Genomic DNA, 19330 nt, shown 5'->3' with positions numbered 1-19330 from the left:
CCGGAAGCTGGCGTCGGCCGCGCACGCTGCAACTGCACGGAAGGGCAGGTACGGGCCCGGGAGGCCGCGGCGCGCCGTCACGCCCGGGCTCCAGTGGCCCGGGCGGACGGAGCCGCGCCGTGGCTACGGACTCTGCGCGTTCCAGAGCGTGGTCTGGATGTTCGCGGCCTCCTGCAGGTGGCCCTGGACCGTCTTGCGGACGGCCATCAGCTCTTCCCTGAGCGCCGGGTTCTGGACTTGCGGCGCGAGCAGCGAGTCACCCAGCAGGGCGGTGCCGGAATGGGCGGCGACCTGCGCATCCATCACCGACAGGTCGAACATGGCCCCCTGCGGCGTGCCGTTCAGCAGGTCGACGGTCCGCTTCGCCGTCTCCTGGAGGTGCTGCGACACGGGGCTCTCCGCGGGCGCCATGCCCTGGGCCATGGCCACCTCCTCCAGGCGCTGAATCACCTCCGTGTGCATGGTGACCATGCGCGCGTTGAAGTCGCGCGCCGTCGGGTCGGTGGCCTGCGCCTGGCCCACCTGGCTCAGCATCACCTCCCCCGCGTTGGCCACCAGGAGCACTCCCAGAATCTGGCCGTCGGTGAGCGTCACGGCCTGGCCCGCGGCCGCCTCTTGCGGGCCCGCCGGGTTCTCACTGGCGCTGCTCTCACCGCAGCCGGCGAACATCACGGCCGTCCCCATCAACGCAGCACCCAACACCGCACGTGTGATTCGCATGACTGTCGTCCCCCTCATCTGATGTTCAGATGAAGGTTGGGCAGTTGAAAAGCACACCGCCATGGGCGGGAAGCACGAGCCAGGTGTGCGCACGACGACGCTTCCGCCAACGCCCAGGCGGGGCCTCCAGCCCTCGTCCTGGCATGGACGGCCGCTACTTGAAGTCCGAGGGGGACAGCCCGTGGCGGCGCAGCAGCTCGTAGAAGTCCGTGCGGTTGCGGCTGGCCATGCGCGCGGCGGCGGCCACGTTGCCCTTGGAGCGCCGCAGCACCTCACAGAGGTAGCGCCGCTCGAAGCGATCCCTCGCCTCCCGCAGCGTGGGCAGCTCGCCGGAGGGGCTCAACAACTCCGGCTCCTCCTCGCGCCCGCCGTCCGCCACGGGGCGCGAGGAGGTGGGCGGGTCGAACATGCGGGCCACGTGCTCGGAGCGCACGTCGTCCTCGGGCGCCAGCAGCACCACGGCTTCCATGGTGTTCACCAGCTCGCGGACGTTGCCCGGCCACGAGTGGGCCTTCAGCAGCGCCAGGGCGTCCGGCGCCAGCCGCGGCAGCCGCAGGCCGTTGCGCGCGGCGGCCTGCTCCAGGAACCGCGTGGCCAGAATCGGGATGTCCTCGATGCGCTCGCGCAGCGGCGGCATCACGATGGGCAGCACGGCCAGCCGGTAATAGAGGTCCTCGCGGAAGCGCCGCTCCTCCACCTCCTCGCGCAAGTCCCGGTTGGTGGCCGCCACCACGCGCACGTCGGCCTCTTCCTCCGTGGCGCTGCCCACGCGCGCGAAGCGCCGCTCCTGGAGCACGCGCAGCAGCTTCACCTGCACGCGGGGCGAGGCCTCGCCCACCTCGTCCAGGAACAGCGTGCCGCCGCGCGCCGCGCCGAACAGGCCCTCGCGCGTCTGCGTGGCGCCGGTGAAGGCCCCCCGGACGTGGCCGAACAGCTCGCTCTCCAGCAGCTCAGGCGGCAGCGCGCCGCAGTTGACGGCGATGAAGGGACCGCTGGCGCGGCGGGACAGCGCGTGCACCTGCCGCGCGGCCAGCTCCTTGCCGGTGCCGGACTCGCCCAGGATGAGCACCGTGGCCTCGGACGGAGCCACCCGGGCGATGCGGTCTCGCACCTCGGCGATGGCGGGGCTGCCGCCGAGCAGCCGCTCGGGCGTCGTCCCCGCGACGATGCGGCGCAGGTCCGCCAGCTCCCGCTGCAGGTCGCTGCGCTCCGTCGCGTGCAGCAGCTTCTGGAACAGCTCGTGGTCCTGGAAGGGCTTGGTGAGGAAGCCGTACGCGCCGCGCTGCATCGCCTCCACGGCCGTTTCAATGGTGCCGTGCGCGGTGAGGATGACCACCGGCAGGTCCGGCGAGCGCGCGCGCATCTGGCCCAGGACCTCCAGGCCATCCACGCCCTCCAGCCGGAGGTCGAGCACCACCGCGTCGGGCTCCTCGGATTCCAGCAGCGCCAGGCCGCGCGCCGCCGTGAGCGCGGTGGTGACCCGCATGCCCTTGGCCTCCAGGCGCAGGGAGATGAGCTCGCAGAGCTCGGCGTCGTCGTCCACCACCAACACATGTCCGCCGCGGGCCTTCATCGGTCGCTCCTCCTGGCCGTCGTCTCCGGGGTCGTCGTGGCCGGGACGCCCCTGCCCAGCGGCAGCACCAGCGCGAAGCGCGCGCCGGGGTTCGCGTTCTCCAGCAGCAGTACATCACCTCCGAGCGCCCGCATCATCCGCTGCGCCAGCGGCAGGCCCAGGCCCAGGCCGTCCGCGTTGGCGGCGCCCACCGCCCGGGTGAAGAAGGGCTCGAAGACGCGGGGGCGCGCGTCCGCCGGGACGCCCGGGCCTTCGTCCCGCACCTCCACCCGGGCCCACGTCCCGGGCCGCCCATCCGGCCCCTGGGGCGACAGCGTCCGCGTGACGTAGACGCGCTGCCCGGGGGCGGACACGCGCACGGCGTTGGTCATCAGGCTCACCAGCGAGCGCTCCACCAGCGCGGCGTCCAGCGACGCGGGCGGCGTCGTACCCTCGGCGATGACCACCAGCTCCGTGCCCTTCTCCTCGGCCAGCTCGGACACCTCTTCCACGGCCCGCTCGATGAGGTCATCCAGCCGGCACCCTTCATCCCGGCGCACCGTCTTGCCCGCCTGCACGCGCGTCAGGTCCAGCAGCGCGGTGACGAGCCGGATCTCCCGCTCGCAGGCCACGCGCGCCAGCTCCACCACGCGCTGCTGCTGCGCCGTCAACGGCCCCGCGGTGCCATCCGCCAGCAGGCCAATGGCCGTCCGCAGCCGGGCCAGCGGCGTGCGCAGGTCGTGGGACGCCGACGCCACGAAGGCATCCTTGAGCTGGTCCAGCTCGGACAGGCGGCCCCGCATCCGGTCCAGGTCCGCCCACAGGTTGCGAATCTCCCGGGGCCCGGACACCTCCGGGAGCGGGGCGAAGTTGCCGTCACCCACCCGGTGCGCCAGCGCCGACAGTTGGCCCAAGGGGCGCGTCACGCCCTGGGCCACCCAGCGCGCCACCGCCCACGCGGCCACCACCGCCAGCCCGCCCAGGGTGATGCCCACCGCGATGGCGGACGAGCCGATGTCGTGCGCCCGCTTCTCGCGCTGGCGGATGGCCGAGTGGAGCGCGAGCGTGGTGTTGATCCACGCGTCCGTCAGTTGCTCGGCCAGGAAGAGGCGCTCGTTGCGCAGGGCCGCGTTCTGCAGCCGCTCGCAGGTATTCCCCGCGAGGATGTGCCGCGCGTATGTCTGATAGCCCTGGGCGGCGCGCAGCAGCAGCGGCTGGGTGGACGCTCCGTGGAGGGTGAGGAGGGCGTCCAGGTTGGCCAGCCGTTGCCTGAGCGTGTCGGCGGCGGCGGACACGCCCTGGGCGTTGTGCTCGCACGCGAACAGGCCATGCCGGGTGGCCACCTCGACGGCCCAGGCGGCTTGATGGACGGCCTCCTCCTTGATGACGCCGCCGAGCTGTTCCTCGCGGACCTCCGTGAGCAGCGATGTCATGCGCACGATGGCGACCACCGAGAAGGCGGCGGCTCCCAACAGCGCCGCGGTCAGGAGGGCATGGGAGATGAGCAGTCGGTGGGCGAGTCGCATGGGCCGGAGTCACGTCGCGCATTGAGCAGCGCTCTTGGTCCGGCATACACCTCTACTGAGGTTGCGCGCGGCGCGCAGCATTTTCGAGCGAATGTTCGCGCGTGAAAATTCGCGTGTCGGCGCGGGCAGACAGGTGTCGGTCCGGGCGCGGCGAAGGGGCGTCTGGCTCAGCCGACACATGAATCAGGGTTCAGAGTGAGAAGGGCTTCGGCACGGTCCATGAAAACGGCCCGGGCATGGTCGAGACACCTGCGCTCAAGACGTCCCGGGGATGGGCTGACCGTCCCCGGCGGTTATGGACCGAGTGGAAGGGGATGGTGTCCGCTCGGACGCTTCCAGGCGATGCCGGCGCCGCGGTGACGGTGGCGTGCGTCGCGCTACCTTTGAATCTGGCGTTGGCGGTGGCCTCCGGACTGCCGCCGGAAGTCGGACTGGTGAGTGGCGCCATCGCCGGCGTCCTGGCCGCCTTGTTGGGCGGCGCGCGGCTCGGGGTGACGGGACCGGAGGCCGCGCTCGTTCCCACCGTGCTGCTCATCGCCACGAAGCACGGCGTGGCGGGCGTCGTCGTGGCCACGCTGCTGTGCGGCGCGCTCCAGGTCGTCCTGGGGCTCGCGCGCGCAGGGCGGCTGGCCCAGTGGATGCCCGCGGAGGTGACGCGAGGCTTCACCGCCGGCATCGGCCTGTTGCTGCTGGACAGCCAGCTTCCCCGGCTCCTCGGCGTGAGCGGTGGGCCGTCCGCGGCGCGCGCGCTGGTGCTGCCCGCGACCTGGCCTGACTGGAGCGTGCATGCCGCGTCGGTGGCGGTGGGCGCCGTGGTGGTGGCCTGCATGCTCGCGCTGCCCAGGCTCCACCGCTCCATTCCCGCGGTGCTGGTGGGGCTCGTGCTGGCCACGCTGGCGTCGAGCACCGGCGTCCTGTCCGAGGGGCTGGCGCGCGTGGGCGAGCTGCCCACGGGCCTGCCCGCGCCCGTCCTGCCCTCGTTCGAGGGCCTGGACCTCGCGGCCCTGTTGCCGGACGTGCTCGCGCTCACGGTGCTGGCGTCGCTGGGCTCGCTGCTCGCCACACGGGCGCTGGACCAGTTGCCGGGCCTGACGGACCACCGCACGGACAGTGACCAGGAGCTGGTGGCCCAGGGCATCGCGAACAGCGCGTCGGCGATGTTCGGCGGCATGCCGGTGATGGGCGCCATCGTCCGCTCCTCCGTGTCGGTCCAGGCGGGCGGGCGCACGCGCGCCGCCTCCGTGCTGCACGCGGTGATGCTCCTGGCCGCCTGCCTCCTGGCCGGCGCGCTGGTGGCCCGGATTCCCATGGCGGCGCTCGCCGCCATCCTGGTCGTCGTGGGCACGCGGCTGCTGGACTTCCGCGGGCTGAAGGCGCTGGCGGAGGACAACGCGGGCAAGGCCGCCGTGGCCGTCGCCACCGCGCTGTTCATCGCGTGGCTGGGCTTCCTCCCGGGCCTGGGCGCGGGCGTGCTGCTCTCCCTGGCGCGCAGCTTCTTCTCGCCGCCGAAGGCCAACGTGCGCAGCCTCCTGCTGCGCAACGACGGGCGCCCGCTCTTCCGCAGCCTGGGCAGCGACGGCGGAGACCTGGACGTGCGTCCCCCGATGCAGGTGCTGCGCGTGCGCGGTGACCTGGACATCCGCTCCGCCAGCACCCTGAGCGCGGCGCTTCAGGGGCCTCCCTGGCCGCGCAACCTGGTGCTCGACCTGTCGGATGTGAAGTACATGGACGGCGCGGGCCTGCGCACCGTGCGCGAGCTGTCGGACGTCCTGGCGGTCCGGGGCGGCCGGGTCATCGTCGTGGGGGCTCGCGGCGGTGTCGAGGTGATGCTCCAGCAGGCCGGGACGTGGACCGGCCCCGGACCTCACGCGCTGATGTCCACGATGGACGAGGTGCTGGAGGACCTCCGGCAGCAGGGCGCGCGGGAGCTGCCCATCCAGCCGTCGCAGCAGCCGACGTAGACGACAGGGAAGGGGCGCCTTCCGGACGCGCGTGACGAGCGGCGGTGGCCCGCTCCTCACGCGCGTTCTCGTCGGGCCGCGTCTCGGGCGCGGGCGACGGCCCCGCCCACCCACGGGGCGCGCTGACGCCCTCCGCGCGGAAGTCCCTGGGCATGGTGCCCCCGGGCTGCTGCCGTCTCCACGGTTGCCGCCCGGAGCCACGGACGGCCAGGGCGGACCGCGTCACAGGCCCATGAGCCCGCCGGGCCTGGCGCCACCCGAATCGTTGCCGCCGCCCAAGGCGCCGTCGCCGCTGCCGCCTCCCAGGGATGAGGCGCCCGTGCCGCTTTCACCGCCGGGCAGGGCCCTGGAGCTCCCCGCGCCGCTGCCACCCCCGGAGATGGCGGCGCCTCCCGCCGCGCCGGACCCGGCTCCACCGTGCCCGGTGCGGGTGCCGCCCCCCGTGGTGCTGATGCCGCCCGTCACGCTGTTGCCGCCCGTCACGCTGTTGCCGCTCGTCAGGCTGTTGCCCCCCGTGGCGCTGTGGCCTCCCGTCAGGCTGCCGCCTCCGCCGAAACCGCCCCCGCGTCCGCCGCCTTCGCGCGCGGCGCCACCGAGCCCCCGCGCGGCGCTGCCTTCGCGCGCGGCGCCACCGAGCCCCCGCGCGTCAGCCCCGCCGCCCGGGACGTGGGTGGGACTGTCGCCGTCCAGGCGGTGCGCGGAACCGCCGCCGGTTGGACCCGCGTGCGCCCCCGTCCCGTCACTCGCGCTGGAGCTGCTGGGGGCAGGGCCCGTCGCGGCGCCTTCACGTCCGCCTCCGGGCGCCACCGGAGGCTCCGCCGCCGGTGGGCCGCCCTCCAGCGTCGAGGCGCCCGGGGCCTCGGCACCGCTGACCGCGTCCGCCGTGGGGCCTGCCTGGGGTTCGCACCCGCTCCAGAGCCACGGCGTGGAGGCCAGTCCCCCGAGCAGCACCGCGTGCTTGAGGCGCGTCATCTTCTTTTTGACGGTTCCCCGCATCCCCACCCCCTGCCCTCGAGTCCAGACGCAACGGTGAGGAGGGTGGGGCGGCCCGGGTATCGTGCCCCCGGCCCTTGCGCCCGGAGACTCGCCGACACCCCTCCGGGCGTGTGTCTCCCAGCCACTTCCCCGAGCGGAATGGGGGCGCCTGCCCTCACGCCCAGCATGGCCCGTTGCGATTTTCCCGGTCGGGGCCGAGCGCGCCGCCTATTGTCCGCGAGTGATGGCCACCCCTGAATCCCAAGCGCCGCTCGCCGCACTGCTCCCCAAGAAGGGCGAACCGCCCCTGGACGCGGACGAAATCCTCAACCGCTTCGTCGGCTACGTGGCGGCCAATGGCCTGAGCCTCTACTCGGCGCAGGAAGAGGCCATCCTGGAGCTGCTGGCGGGCAAGCACCTGTTCCTCAAGACGCCCACCGGCTCCGGCAAGTCGCTGGTGGCCACGGCGCTCCACTTCAAGGCCATGGCGGAGGGCAAGGTCTCCTTCTACACCTGCCCCATCAAGGCCCTGGTGAACGAGAAGTTCTTCGCCCTCTGCGACGCCTTCGGCGCGGAGAACGTGGGCATGCTCACCGGCGACGCGAGCATCAACCGCGACGCGCCCATCATCTGCTGCACCGCTGAAATCCTCGCCAACCTGGCCCTGCGCGACGCGAGCGCCCGCGTGGACTACGTCGTCATGGACGAGTTCCACTACTACTCGGACCGCGAGCGCGGCGTGGCCTGGCAGCTCCCGCTCATCGCGCTGCCGGACACCACCTTCCTGCTGATGTCCGCCACGCTGGGGCCCACGCACGTCATCGAGGAGAGCCTGGCGAAGCTCACCCGCCGCGAGGTGGCCACGGTGCGCAGCGCCGAGCGTCCGGTGCCGCTGGACTTCGACTACCGCGAGACGCCGCTGCACGAGACGATCGAGGACCTCATCGCGCGCGGGAAGTACCCCATCTACCTGGTCAACTTCACCCAGCGCGCCGCCGCCGAGCAGGCGCAGAACCTGATGAGCGTGGACTTCTCCACCAAGGAGGAGAAGGAGGCCATCCGGCTGGCGCTCCAGGACGCGCTCTTCGACACGCCCTACGGCAAGGAGTTCCAGCGCTTCCTGCGGCACGGCATCGGCATGCACCACGCCGGCCTCCTGCCCAAGTACCGCCTGCTGGTGGAGAAGCTGGCGCAGCACGGGCACCTCAAGGTCATCAGCGGCACGGACACGCTGGGCGTGGGCGTCAACATCCCCATCCGCACGGTGCTCTTCACGCAGCTCTTCAAGTTCAACGGCGAGAAGCTGGCCACGCTGAGCGTGCGTGACTTCCAGCAGATCGCCGGCCGCGCGGGCCGCAAGGGCTTCGACACGCAGGGCAGCGTGGTGGCCCAGGCGCCCGAGTACGTCATCGAGAACATCAAGCTGGCCGCCAAGGAGGCCGCGGGCAAGAAGAAGACGCCCAAGGCCAAGCCGCCGCAGAAGAACTTCGTCCAGTACGACCGCGGCACCTTCGAGCGGCTCCAGACGGGCATGCCCGAGCCGCTGGAGTCCCGCTTCGCGGTGTCGCACGGCATGATCCTCAACCTGCTCCAGAGCGACCACCAGACGGAGGACAACGCCGGGTACAAGCGGCTGGTGACGCTGGTGCAGCGCAGCCATGACTCGGACTACCTCAAGCGCCGGCACCTCAAGGAAGCCGCGCGCAACTTCCGCACGCTGCGCGAGGCGGAAATCATCGAGGTCGTGAAGGGGCAGGGCGGCTCGGGCGCCACGGTGAAGGTGGCGGGCGAGATGCAGCACGACTTCAGCCTCAACCACACGTTGTCGCTGTACCTGCTCGACACGCTGGAGCTGCTGGACCCCACCACGGACTCGTACGCGCTGGACGTGGTGACGCTGGTGGAGTCCATCCTGGAGAACCCGGATGTGGTGCTCTACGCCCAACTGCACCAGCTCAAGGGCGAGAAGATCAACGAGCTGAAGGCGCAGGGCGTGGAGTACGACGACCGCATGGCGGAGCTCGAGAAGCTCGAGTGGCCCAAGCCCAACCGCGACTTCATCTACGGCACCTTCAACAAGTTCGCGGCGAAGCACCCGTGGGTGGGCGAGGAGAACATCCGGCCCAAGTCCATCGTCCGCGACATGTTCGAGCGCTTCATGTCCTTCCCGGACTACATCCGCGAGTATGGCCTCCAGCGCAGCGAGGGCGTGCTGCTGCGGTATGTGAATGACACGTACAAGGCGCTGATGCAGACGGTGCCGGAGCGCTACCGCACGGAGGAGGTGGAGGACTTCATCGACCACCTGCGCGCCACGCTCCGGCAGGTGGACTCCAGCCTGCTCGACGAGTGGGAGCGCATGCGCAACCCGGAGGCCGTCGTCGCGGCCAAGCCGGTGGTGGAGCTCAAGCCGAAGGAGCTCACCGAGGACCCGAAGGCCTTCGCCGCGCGCGTGCGCGAGGAGCTGCACCGCCTGCTCAAGGCGCTGGGCCAGAAGCGCTACCTGGACGCGCTGGCCATGCTGGACAACGCGCTGGGCGAATGGACCGCGCCCAAGCTGGAGCAGGCCATGGCGCCGTACTTCGAGGAGCACAAGGTCGTGGTGCTCACGCCCCAGGCGCGCAAGCCCGCCAACACCTTCCTGAAGGAGTCGGGCACGCGGCTGTGGGAGGCCCAGCAGCGCATCATGGACCCGGAGGGGCACGGCGACTGGATGATCGACTGCGAGATTGACCTGCGCGACAGGCGCCTGGATGAGGGCCCCATCCTGATGCTCCGCCGCATCAGCGTGTAGCGCGGGCTCAGCCCTCGGAGGCCGGCGCCTCCGAGGGGCGCGCCGCCGACAGCGCCTCGGGCTCCGGCGGCGTCAGCTCGCTCACTTCGAGTCCGCCCCCCGCGCCAGGCGTGAGGACCATGCGCCAGGCGCCCGCGGCCAGCACCACGCGGTCCGTCTCGCAGCGCACCTCCAGGCCCGCTTCCTCCACGGTCCACGCGCCCGCCCACACCGTCGTCACGGCCTCGCAGCCCTCGCCGTCGCACGCCTGCGTCTCCGCCACCCACACCCGGCCCTCCGGCGCCGCGGGGCAGGACAGCGGCTCCGCGTAGCGCAGCATGGGCCCTTCCCATTCGCTGGAGCCCGCGTCCGGGAACAGCGGCTCGGTGGCGAGCAGCTCCCCGCCGCGCGCGGCCCGCGCCTCCAGCGGCACCGCGTCCTCCAGCGCCGAGCCGGCCACCGCCACCGGCGCGGCCAGCCAGCCACACAGCAACGTCACCTTCCAACCCCGCATCGTCCACATGGCGACAAGCTCCCCGGCCGCGGTGTCGTTCGCGGCCCACGGAGGCCTGTTGTGCAAGGCGCGGACCGGGCCCAGGTGTGGCCCGGCGGCCACGGCGGTGCGTGCAGGCGGGTTGCAGGGCCGTGTCTGTCGGGAATGACAGACACCTGGCCGTGAATCACGGGCGCACGTCATTTTCTCGCGCGGAAATGCGGGCCCCTGCGACGCGCAGCGGCTACCGTCGCACCATATGGCCCGACTGCGTGCCGTGGATCAGCCGCTGCGCCGGGATGTCCGCCTGCTTGGCCGGCTCCTGGGAGAAGTCCTCGTCGAACAGGAAGGGCAGGCGCTCTTCGACCTGGAAGAGGAAGTGCGCCGCCTCGCCATCCAGCGCCGGCGCGGCCCCATGGCCGGACGGCGCGCGGTGGCGGCCGAGCTGGCGGAGGTGCTCCAGCGCCTGCCCCTGGCGCAGGCCGAGCCGGTGCTGCGCGCCTTCTCCGTCTACTTCCAGTTGGTGAACCTGGCGGAGCAGCACCACCGCATCCGCCGCGCCCGCACCCACGCGGAGGCCGCGTCCGCCAGACCCCAGCGCGGCTCATTGGAGTCCACGCTGCTGGCGCTCAAGGCGGCCGGCGTCCCCGCGCAGCGCGTGCGCGAGGCCATGAAGGCGATGCGGGTGACGCTGACGCTCACCGCGCACCCCACGCAGGCCGTGCGCCGCACGCTGCTGGAGAAGCTCTACCGCATGGCGGGGCTCCTGGAGCAGCGGGACCGCTCCGCGCTGACGCCGCGCGAGGGCGCGCTGAACCTGGCGCTGCTGCGCGAGGAGATCACCCTCCTGTGGCAGACGGACGAGCTGCGCCGCGAGCGCCCCACCGTGGGCGACGAGGTGAAGAACGTCCTCTGGTACGTGGAGGAGGTGCTCGCCGACGAGCTGTCCCTGCTGCCCGAGCTGCTGGACTGGGCCTTCGAGCGCGCCTACGGCGAGCCGCTGGGCCCGGTGGACACGCCCGTGCGCATCCATTCGTGGGTGGGCGGCGACATGGACGGCAACCCGCTGGTGACGCCCGACGTGTTCGCGGACACGTTGCGCGCGCACCGCGCCCGCGGGCTGCGGCGGCTGCTGCTGGATTTGGAGCGCCTGGGCGGGCGGCTGTCCCAGTCGGAGCGTCACGCGAAGCCGTCCGAGGAGCTGCTGGCGTCCGTGGCCCGGGACGCCGAGGCGCTGCCCGAGGCCGAGCGCCGCTACGGCCCCCGCACGCCGGGCGAGCCGCTGCGGCACAAGCTGCGCTTCATGGAGGAGCGGCTGCACCGCGCGCTCCACTACGTGACGCAGCAGCGCGCCGGGGCGCGCATCCCCATGCCGCCGGGCGCCTACCGAACGCCCGAGGCGCTGCTGGCGGACCTGGACGTGCTGGGCCGCGCGCTGGAGGCGTCCAAGGGCGCGCACGCGGGCCTGCGCGACGTGCGGCAGGTCCGGGAGCGGGTGCTGGCGCTGGGCCTGTCGCTGGCGGAGCTGGAGGTGCGCGCGCCCGCGGAGGACGCGGTGAGCGCGGCGGGCTCGTTCAACGGGGGCCCGGCGCCCACGGAGGGCGGCGCGCGGCTGCTGGAGGTGCTGGCGCGGCTCAAGGAGGCGCAGTCGGAGTCCGGTGAGCCGGCCTGCCGCACGCTCATCCTCAGCATGGCCAGCACCGCGGAGGACGTGCTCGCGGCCTTCCGGTGCCTCCAGCACGCGGGCCTGTGGGACGAGGCGCGCGGCTGCGCCACGGTGGACGTGGTGCCGCTGTTCGAGCAGCTCGGCGCGCTGGACTCGGGCCCGGACGTGCTGCGCACGCTCTTCGCGGACGCGGCGTACCGCAAGCACCTGGACGCGCGCGGGGGCCAGGAAGTCATGGTGGGCTACAGCGACTCCGGCAAGGAGGTGGGCTTGCTGGCGGCCAGCGCGGCGCTGTACCGCGCGCAGGTGGCGCTCACGGAGGTGTCCCGCGAGGCGGGCGTCCCGCTGCGCCTGTTCCACGGCCGCGGCGAGTCCGTGGCGCGCGGCGGCGGGCCCGCGCAGGAGGCCATTCTCGCGCTGCCGCCCGGCGCGGTGGCGGGCGGCTACAAGGCGACGGAGCAGGGCGAGGCGCTGGACCACAAGTACGCGCGCCCGGAGCTGGCGCGGCGCACGCTGGAGCTCATCCTGGGCGGCGTGCTGCTGCACACGCTGGACGCGCAGCCCCGCCCGGCGCCCGAGGCCGAGCGCACCTTCCGCACCGCGTTCGACACGCTGGCGGAGACGGGGCGCAAGGCGTACCGCGCCCTGGTGTGGGAGGACCCGCGGTTCCTGGAGTTCTTCACCGCCGCGACGCCGGTGGAGGAGATTGCGTCGCTGCCCATCGGCTCGCGTCCCAGCAAGCGCAAGGCGGGAGGCCTGGAGACGCTGCGCGCGATTCCGTGGGTCTTCGCCTGGACGCAGAACCGCGCCATCCTCCCGGGCTGGTACGGGGTGGGCTCGGCGCTGGAGGCCTTCTCGAAGGAGGAGGGTGGGGCGGCGCTGCTCAAGCGGATGTACCGGGAGTGGCCCTTCTTCCGCGCCGTCATCGACAACGTCACCATGGTGCTGGCCAAGTCGGACATGGCCATCGCCGGGCGCTACGCGACGCTGGCGCCCGCCGCCACCCGTTCGCTGTGGCGGCGCATCCAGCAGGAGCACCGGCGCACGCGCAAGCAGGTGAAGCGGCTGACGGGGGAGTCCAAGCTGCTCGACAACAACCCGCAGCTCCAGCGCAGCATTTCCCTGCGCAACCCCTACGTGGACCCCATGTCCTTCCTCCAGGTGGAGCTGCTCAAGCGCAAGCGCGAGGGCCAGGCGGAGGTGGATCGTCCACTGTTGCTCACGCTCAACGGCATCGCCGCCGGCATGCGCAACACCGGGTAGGCTGCGCGGCGTCCGGCATTCTCAGGAGGCGGCGATGGCCAGGGAGACGTTCAGCGTGGTGGAGGTCAACCCGGCGCACCGCTTCGCGCGGCTGCGGCCCGAGGCGGGCGGGCCGCTGGTGCACGTGTCGCTGTACCCGGACGAGGAGTCCCCGGAGCCGCAGCTCCAGTTGCGCGAAGGCGACCGGGTGGAGGGCCAGCGCCGCGGCCAGTCGGTGGCCGACTGGGGCTGGGTGTCCCGCGCCGAGCCCCCCGCGGACCTGGTGGAGCGCATGGGCGAGCTGCTCGCGAAGCTGGAGAAGTTCGAGCTGCGCGTGCCCACCACCGCCTACGACCTGGCCGAGCACCACTGGCGGCACAGCCGCGCCAACCCGCTGCACCTGGAGCTGCTGGCGCAGCTCCCCACCTTCTTCGACTGGGAGCTGTCCCACCCCTACGAGGACGGCGCGCTCCTGGAGCGGCTCCAGGCCGCCATGCAGCCGTACCTGCCCGGCTTCGCGGTGACGCCCCAGCCGGGCCGCGCGGCCTTCCTGGTGGAGCCCGGCGGCCACGACGTGCCGGCGCCGGAGGGGAGCCGCGAGGCCCCCGCCGCCACCTTCGAGCCGCTGCTCCTCCAGGTGAATGGCCTGCTGGAGGCGGCCGGGGCCCCGGTGCGCTGGGTGCCCACGGAGGACGACTGGATCCTGTCGCCGCCGGGGCTCGCGGAGCTGCTGGTGCTCCACGGCGTGCTCGGCGCGCGGCGGGGCTGAGCGCGGGCGGCGGCCCGGCTAGAGGCCGGCCTCCTCGCGCAGCACGCGGATGACCTCGTCGGCCATCACCCGGTGGCCTTCCACGCTGGGGTGGATGCCGTCCACCTCCAGCCCGTCCAGGAAGAGGTGCACGTCACCTGGCTGCCGCGTCACGGCCTCCAGGTCGATGATGTCCGGCCCGGTGGCGCCCCCGCGGACCCAGGTGTTGAACTCCAGCCGCTGGGCCTTCACGGCCTCGTAGGGCGCGTAGTTCGACTTCTCCTTGGGCAGCAGGGTGCTGACCCAGGTGCGGCAGAAGGGCGCCAGCCGGCTCAACAGCGTGTTCATCCTCCCCTGGATGACCGACAGGGAGTCCTTGTCGCCCAGGTCGTTGGTGCCCAGCAGGACGATGCAGTCGGTGATGCCCTGGAGCGCCAGCACCTCGCCGTCGAGCTGCGCCAGCGCGTCGTAGAAGCCCTGGCCGCTCACGCCGGCGTTCACCACGGGCACGCCCAGCGCGGCCTCCACCCGGGCGGGCCAGGCGTCGCGCGTGTCGTTCTTCGTGTCGACGTAGCCCTCGGTGATGCTGTCGCCAAGGGCCACGAAGGCGCGGCCCGTGGGGCCTTCCACGTCCACGGTGGCCACGCCGACGGCGCGGTCGAACACGGTTCCGCCCAGCGCGTCCGTCACCAGCGCATGGTTCCCCGCGCGCGCGAAGCTGCCCGGGAAGGCGCTGATGGTGCTGGCCGCGAGCGCGCCGCGCGCCTCGAAGGTGATGGCCAGCTCGTCGCGGAAGGCCACCGGGAAGGCCACCGCGTCGGACGTCTTCCGCGTGCGCGCGGCCACGGTGAAGCCCTCCGCGCCGTCGAAGGTGAGCGGCACGGGCGTGGACACCAGCTCGCCGTTGACGCCCGCCTGGGCCACGGTGGCGCGCACCAGCGTCATGCCGCCGTCGCCCGAGCGGAACGTCACGCGGAGGCGCCCGCCCTCACGCGCCACCGGCACGCGCAGGCGGAACGTCGTCGTGCCGCCGACGCTGTGAGACGCGCGGAGCGCTTGATGGAAGCCCGGTTGGAACGACGTCGCGACGGGCGCCGAGGGCGGCGCGGCCTGCACCTGCCGCCCGTCGTTCAACACCAGCACGGGGGCGACCTCGAGCGGCGACTCTGGCGCGCGCTGGTCCAGCGTGGTGGTGCGGTCCTCGTCCGGCGGCAAGTCCCAGCCGGTTGAATCCGCGCCGCCGCCCGCACAGGCCAGCAACGCGCTGCTCGCGCACACGACCACCCTCCGCCAACCCGGCTTCATTCCCATTCCCATCCCTCCCGGCTTTGCAGGATGCACACCGCACCGTGCCCTGCCAGCCGGTTGTCTGGGAACCCACCCGCTCCGAAGCCCCGGTTGCCTGGCCGCCCTCCGTCGCGCCTTGCGCGCTGGCTAGGGGACGCAAGCCCCCACGCCCGGGTTGCCGTCCAGCGCGCGGCAACTGCCCGTGGGGCAGGCGGGCGTGCCACCGGGCCGACACAGCGAGCGGCAGGTGAGGCCACCTCCCGCATTCACGCACGCGCTCCCCGGCGCGCATTGATTGCTGAAGTCACAGGACTGCCCTTCGGTCCGATTCCCGCTGCCCGCGCAGACGGGGCCGGAGGTGGACGGATAGCAACCGAGGGGGGCCTCGCAGTCCTGACCGAAGGGGTCGCACGCCGTGGAGGGCGGGCCGCAGACCAGCGGCAGCTCGTCGGTCCCTTCCAGGCGGAGCACGGTGTTGCACTCGCTCGGGTTCCCACATTGGGTCGTGGCATGGCACAGCCGCTGGCAGGTGAAGCCACCGCCTTCCCCCTCGGGTGCCTCGCGGCAGAACAAGCCTTGCCTGCAGGTGTCGTGGGCCACGCCGCCATCCGTAGGCGCCAGCGTGCACGGCGCGCCTTCGTCCGCGGTGCCCGGCGCCACGCAGCGCCGCCGCGTCACCCCGTTCTCCGTGGCGTAGGTGCAGCGCAGGCCCTGGCCGCAGTCCTGCGCCACCACGTCGCACTCCGCCTGGAAGCAGCGGCTGCCCGTGCCGCCGTCCTCCAGGTCCGCGAAGTAGCAGCCCTGGCCCTCGGCGCAGCCCTCCTGCCGCGCCACGTTGCAGGCGAACTCCCGGCCGCCGCCGCCCGCGTCGGGGCCGCCGCCGTCGGTGACGGGCGTGCCGCCGCCGTCGGCGCCCGCGTCCCCCGTCCCGGTGGGCCCTGACCCACCGCCGCCACTACAGCCCGCGGCCCACAGGGCCAGGGCCAGGGTTCCTGTCAATACACAGAGACGGTCCACACGCATTCCAAGGCGCTCCCGGGCAAGTCCCCGAGGACATAGGCACTCGAATACGATAGAGGGGGCCCCTTGAATCGGGCGTGGAAAGCAGCGGACACTTGGCGGACGCTCGGTGCCCTGCGGTTGGCCCGGCGCGTCACCCTGTGAGACTGTGGGTGTGGGAAGATGCGTGGTTCGCCAGCAGCGTCGAACGTGGGGGTTATCGGGTGCGTATGACAACCAAGCCGGCGGATGACATGGAGAGCGGGGATGCAGCCGCCTACGCGAACCGGCGGGCGGATGAGCGCGTGGCGGCGCGGTTCGAGGTCCGCTTCAACCAGACGCAGGACGCGGCGCGAGCGCTGCGCGCGTACTCCCTCAACATCTCCGCGGGCGGCCTGTGCCTGCTGACGCGGAAGTCCTACGACGTGGGCTCCCACGTCCGGCTGTCCATGGTCATTGAAGGCGAGGAGTTCCACCTCACCGGCGTCATCGCCTGGGTGCGCGACGAGGCCGAGGCCATTGGCGTGCGCTTCACGGACATGAGCGACGAGGACCGGGCCCGGCTCCAGCGCGTGGTGGACAGCTTCAAGCGGTAGCCGCGCCAGGGCGGTGGAGCCCCGGCGCGGGCGCTGCTAGCGCGGGGACTCCGTCTCCACGTGGCGGAACACGCCCGAGTCGATTTCGGAGAAGCCACACGCCGTATAGAAGTTGCGCGTCTCCGGCGTGGTCGCCATGGGCGACACGAGCTGGAGCTGCTTCGCGCTCAGCACCTTGCAGCGCTCCAGAATCTGCCGGATGAGCGCGCGGCCCACGCCGCGGCGGCGCCAGGCCTCCGTCACCACCAGCTCGTCGATGGTGGCCGCGCGTCCGCGCAGCCGGAGCTGGGGCCGGTGGGAGAAGGACACCATGCCCACGGGCTTGTCCTGCGGGTCCACGGCCACGAAGATTTCAATCTCCGGGTGGCTGACGACCCAATGCACCGTCTGCTGGTCCGTCCCCTGGGGATAGCCCAGCTCTTTCAGGAGTGACGCCATGGCTTCGGCGTCACCCCGGCGGGCGCGGCGGATACGAAAGGCCGGCGCATCAGCGCCAGCGACGGGAGTGACTGTCCGGACGATTGGCTGTGACAAAGCCTCCGGAGTCTAACGAATGGGCCGCCATCCCTCCAAAGAGGAACGGCGGCCCGGGGCGCTTCTCCCGTGAGACAAGGGACTCACGGGCAGGGCATTGTGGGTGCCTTGCTTACGGCTGCTCCGCCGCCAGCGAGCGGATGGCGGTGGTGATGTCACCCAACTGGGGCACCGACGCCATCTCCAGCGCGTCCGCCAGGCCGATGCCGGGCAGGAACTTGCCGGCGAGCAGGCGAGGCGGCGCCAGCAGCGAATAGAACAGCTCCTCCACCGTGCGGCGCACCAGGTGCTCGCCGAAGTTCGTCACCTCGGTGTCCTCGTTGACGAAGAGGACGCGGCCCGTCTTCTGGACGGAGGCCTTGATGAGCTCCCAGTCGTAGGGCCACAGCGAGCGCAGGTCGATGACCTCCGCGCTGATGCCGTCCGCGGCCAGCGTCTCCGCGGCCTTGGCGCACAGGGGCAGCGTGCGGCCGTAGCTCACCACGGTGAGCTGCGTGCCCTCGCGGACCACCTTGCCCTTGCCGAAGGGCACCGCGTACGCCTCCAGGCCCGCCGGCCACTGCGGCTTCCACTGGGAGCGGTCCCCCAGCGGCGCGTCGATGAGCTTCGACAGCGCGCGGTCGTCATCCGGCTCGCCCGGAATCCGCTCCTCGCCCTTCACGCGCAGCAGCGCCTTGGGCTCCAGGAACATGACGGGGTTCTTGTCCTGACACGCGGTGATGAGCAGCCCGTACGCGTCCAGCGGCGTGGAGGGCATCACCACCTTCCACCCGGCGATGTGGGTCATCGTCGCGTCGAAGGAGTGCGAGTGGTAGATGGACCCGCGGATGCCGCTGCCCACCGGCGTGCGCACCACCATGGGCAGGTTCCAGTCCCCGTTGGTGGACCAGCTCGTGTTGCCCGCCAGCTTCAGCAGGTCGATGGTGTTGTAGACGTAGTCGCAGAACTGGATCTCCGCCACCGGCCGGCCGCCGGCCATGGCGATGCCCATGGCCGCGCCGATGATGCCGCGCTCGTCCAGGGGGGAGTTCCACGTCGTCTTCAGGCCCTGCGTGCAGGTGAAGACGCCGCCCAGGGGGGCGCCCACGTCCTCGCCGAAGATGTCGGTGACGCCCAGGTGCTCCTCGGCGTAGTGCAGGGCCATGCGGATGGCCTGTGCCATGTTCGCCATGGGTTACTTGTCCTCCGCGAAGATGTGCTTCCAGATGGATTCGGGGTCGGGCTGTGGCTCGTCGCGCACCTGACGGGCGGCGGCGGCCATCTCCTCGGTGTAGTTGCTGCGCAGCGTGTCCATCTGCTCGCGCGTCAGGATGCCTTCCTTCTCCAGCTTCGCCTCGAACTCCTTGAGGCAGTCCACCTCGGTGCCCACGTAGTTGGCGCCGGAGGCGGAGGAGTGGCCGTAGAGGCGCGACACGTTGGCCTCCAGGAGGAAGGGCTTGCGCTCCGTGCGCACATAGGCCATGGCCTCGCGCAGCTCGGTGTAGGCCTCCACGGCGTCGTTGCCGTTGATGGTCTTGCTGCGGATGCCAAAGGCCTTGCCGCGCTCACTGACGCGCGGCTCGCCGTGCTGGCCCTCCGCCGACGTGGAGATGCCCCACTTGTTGTTGGTGACGATGATGAGGATGGGCAGCGGGTTGGCGGGGCGGCTGCTCCACACCAGGCACGAGGCGAAATCGCCCTCGGCCGTGCCCGCGTCACCGCCGGTGACGATGGTGATGCCGTCACCGCCGTGGCGCTTCTGCACCATGGCCGTGCCCGGCGCGATGGCGTACTGCACCTCGATGGGCGAGGACACCGGCGCCACGTTGAGCTTCCGGGCGGAGTAGTGGCCCGCGAAGTTGCGGCCGCCGGAGTACGGGTCCGTGGCCGTGTTCTTCATCTGCCGCAGCGAACCGATGGGCTCCTCGCCCAGCGCGAGCAGCGTGCCGGACTGGCGGTAGTGGGCATGCAGATAGTCGAACTCGGGGCCCTGGCCCTTCTTCATGAGCAGGCCCAGGGAGACGTTGAACGCCTCCTCGCCGGGGCCGCCGATCCAGAAGTATCCGTGGCCCTGCTTGTACATCTGGATGAGACGCTCCTCGAGGACGCGCGTCTTCACCATGAGGTCATGGATGCGGACCAGCAGCTCCCGCTCGAGCGGCGCGGACGCTTCTGAGGATTCTTTGATGAGTCGGGGACGAGACACGCGCGACCTTCCTCTGGCTGGAGGGGACGCCCCTATAACCCGGATGCGTGCCCGGCGCTCAAGGCAGTTGATG

Annotated in this window: 15 protein-coding genes; 5 read left to right on the top strand and 10 right to left on the bottom strand. The window is 72.1% G+C overall.

The annotated features are described in order from the left end of the window. Positions 1–123 precede the first annotated feature (123 nt). The 3 genes from MYMAC_RS22585 to MYMAC_RS22575 all read right to left on the bottom strand — a co-directional run bounded on the left by MYMAC_RS22585 (position 124) and on the right by MYMAC_RS22575 (position 3798). Positions 124–720, bottom strand: coding sequence for a DUF4142 domain-containing protein (locus MYMAC_RS22585; protein WP_239988958.1), 597 nt, complete (start codon positions 718–720; stop codon positions 124–126). A gap of 154 nt (positions 721–874) precedes the next feature. Further along, the gene (locus MYMAC_RS22580; protein ID WP_013941154.1) at positions 875–2293 is read right to left on the bottom strand and encodes a sigma-54-dependent transcriptional regulator; all 1419 of its coding nucleotides are present in this window, start codon (positions 2291–2293) and stop codon (positions 875–877) included. Continuing rightward, a complete protein-coding gene (locus MYMAC_RS22575) occupies positions 2290–3798 on the bottom strand; it encodes a HAMP domain-containing sensor histidine kinase (RefSeq protein ID WP_095959599.1) in 1509 nt (502 codons plus the stop codon). Before MYMAC_RS22575 ends, MYMAC_RS22580 begins: the two co-directional genes overlap by 4 nt. Before the next feature lie 314 nt (positions 3799–4112). Between MYMAC_RS22575 and MYMAC_RS22570 the strand changes: the two genes are divergently transcribed. Next, entirely contained in the window at positions 4113–5759 is a 1647-nt protein-coding gene (locus MYMAC_RS22570; RefSeq protein WP_239988957.1) for a SulP family inorganic anion transporter, read from the top strand. Between the two features lie 222 nt (positions 5760–5981). On the opposite strand, the gene MYMAC_RS22565 is transcribed toward MYMAC_RS22570, so the two are convergent. Beyond that, a complete protein-coding gene (locus tag MYMAC_RS22565; RefSeq protein WP_157757538.1) occupies positions 5982–6755 on the bottom strand; it encodes a hypothetical protein in 774 nt (257 codons plus the stop codon). Between the two features lie 223 nt (positions 6756–6978). On the opposite strand from MYMAC_RS22565, the gene MYMAC_RS22560 reads away from it, so the two are divergent. Continuing rightward, on the top strand, positions 6979–9528 hold the full coding sequence (locus MYMAC_RS22560; protein ID WP_013941150.1) for a DEAD/DEAH box helicase: 2550 nt from the start codon (positions 6979–6981) through the stop codon (positions 9526–9528). 7 nt (positions 9529–9535) lie between these two features. On the opposite strand, the gene MYMAC_RS22555 is transcribed toward MYMAC_RS22560, so the two are convergent. Further along, positions 9536–10030 (bottom strand): hypothetical protein, encoded by a 495-nt coding sequence (locus MYMAC_RS22555; RefSeq protein WP_013941149.1) that lies wholly within the window; start codon positions 10028–10030, stop codon positions 9536–9538. A 229-nt stretch (positions 10031–10259) separates the two neighbouring features. Here MYMAC_RS22555 and MYMAC_RS22550 point away from each other — a divergent pair, with 229 nt between their 5' ends. Then, a complete protein-coding gene (locus MYMAC_RS22550; protein ID WP_095959596.1) occupies positions 10260–12929 on the top strand; it encodes a phosphoenolpyruvate carboxylase in 2670 nt (889 codons plus the stop codon). 34 nt (positions 12930–12963) lie between these two features. Continuing rightward, a complete protein-coding gene (locus tag MYMAC_RS22545; protein WP_095959595.1) occupies positions 12964–13677 on the top strand; it encodes a hypothetical protein in 714 nt (237 codons plus the stop codon). Between the two features lie 18 nt (positions 13678–13695). On the opposite strand, the gene MYMAC_RS22540 is transcribed toward MYMAC_RS22545, so the two are convergent. Then, on the bottom strand, positions 13696–14967 hold the full coding sequence (locus MYMAC_RS22540) for an SGNH/GDSL hydrolase family protein (protein ID WP_095959594.1): 1272 nt from the start codon (positions 14965–14967) through the stop codon (positions 13696–13698). A 123-nt stretch (positions 14968–15090) separates the two neighbouring features. Continuing rightward, positions 15091–15966, bottom strand: coding sequence for a hypothetical protein (locus tag MYMAC_RS22535; protein WP_095959593.1), 876 nt, complete (start codon positions 15964–15966; stop codon positions 15091–15093). 206 nt (positions 15967–16172) lie between these two features. On the opposite strand from MYMAC_RS22535, the gene MYMAC_RS22530 reads away from it, so the two are divergent. Continuing rightward, positions 16173–16538, top strand: a complete 366-nt coding sequence (locus tag MYMAC_RS22530; protein ID WP_013941144.1) for a TIGR02266 family protein — start codon at positions 16173–16175, stop codon at positions 16536–16538. Between the two features lie 36 nt (positions 16539–16574). Here MYMAC_RS22530 and MYMAC_RS22525 read toward each other — a convergent pair whose 3' ends face one another. The 3 genes from MYMAC_RS22525 to MYMAC_RS22515 form a co-directional block, all read right to left on the bottom strand. Continuing rightward, the gene (locus MYMAC_RS22525) at positions 16575–16976 is read right to left on the bottom strand and encodes a GNAT family N-acetyltransferase (protein WP_013941143.1); all 402 of its coding nucleotides are present in this window, start codon (positions 16974–16976) and stop codon (positions 16575–16577) included. A 208-nt stretch (positions 16977–17184) separates the two neighbouring features. Then, complete coding sequence (locus tag MYMAC_RS22520) at positions 17185–18243, bottom strand: alpha-ketoacid dehydrogenase subunit beta (protein WP_095959592.1); 1059 nt, start codon at positions 18241–18243, stop codon at positions 17185–17187. Between the two features lie 3 nt (positions 18244–18246). Continuing rightward, positions 18247–19257, bottom strand: a complete 1011-nt coding sequence (locus MYMAC_RS22515; RefSeq protein WP_095959591.1) for a thiamine pyrophosphate-dependent dehydrogenase E1 component subunit alpha — start codon at positions 19255–19257, stop codon at positions 18247–18249. Positions 19258–19330 lie beyond the last annotated feature (73 nt).

Source organism: Corallococcus macrosporus DSM 14697, from assembly GCF_002305895.1.
GTDB lineage: Bacteria > Myxococcota > Myxococcia > Myxococcales > Myxococcaceae > Myxococcus > Myxococcus macrosporus.
The sequence above is the reverse complement of the archived record's forward strand: the minus strand, read 5'-3'. Positions and strand labels throughout refer to the sequence as shown.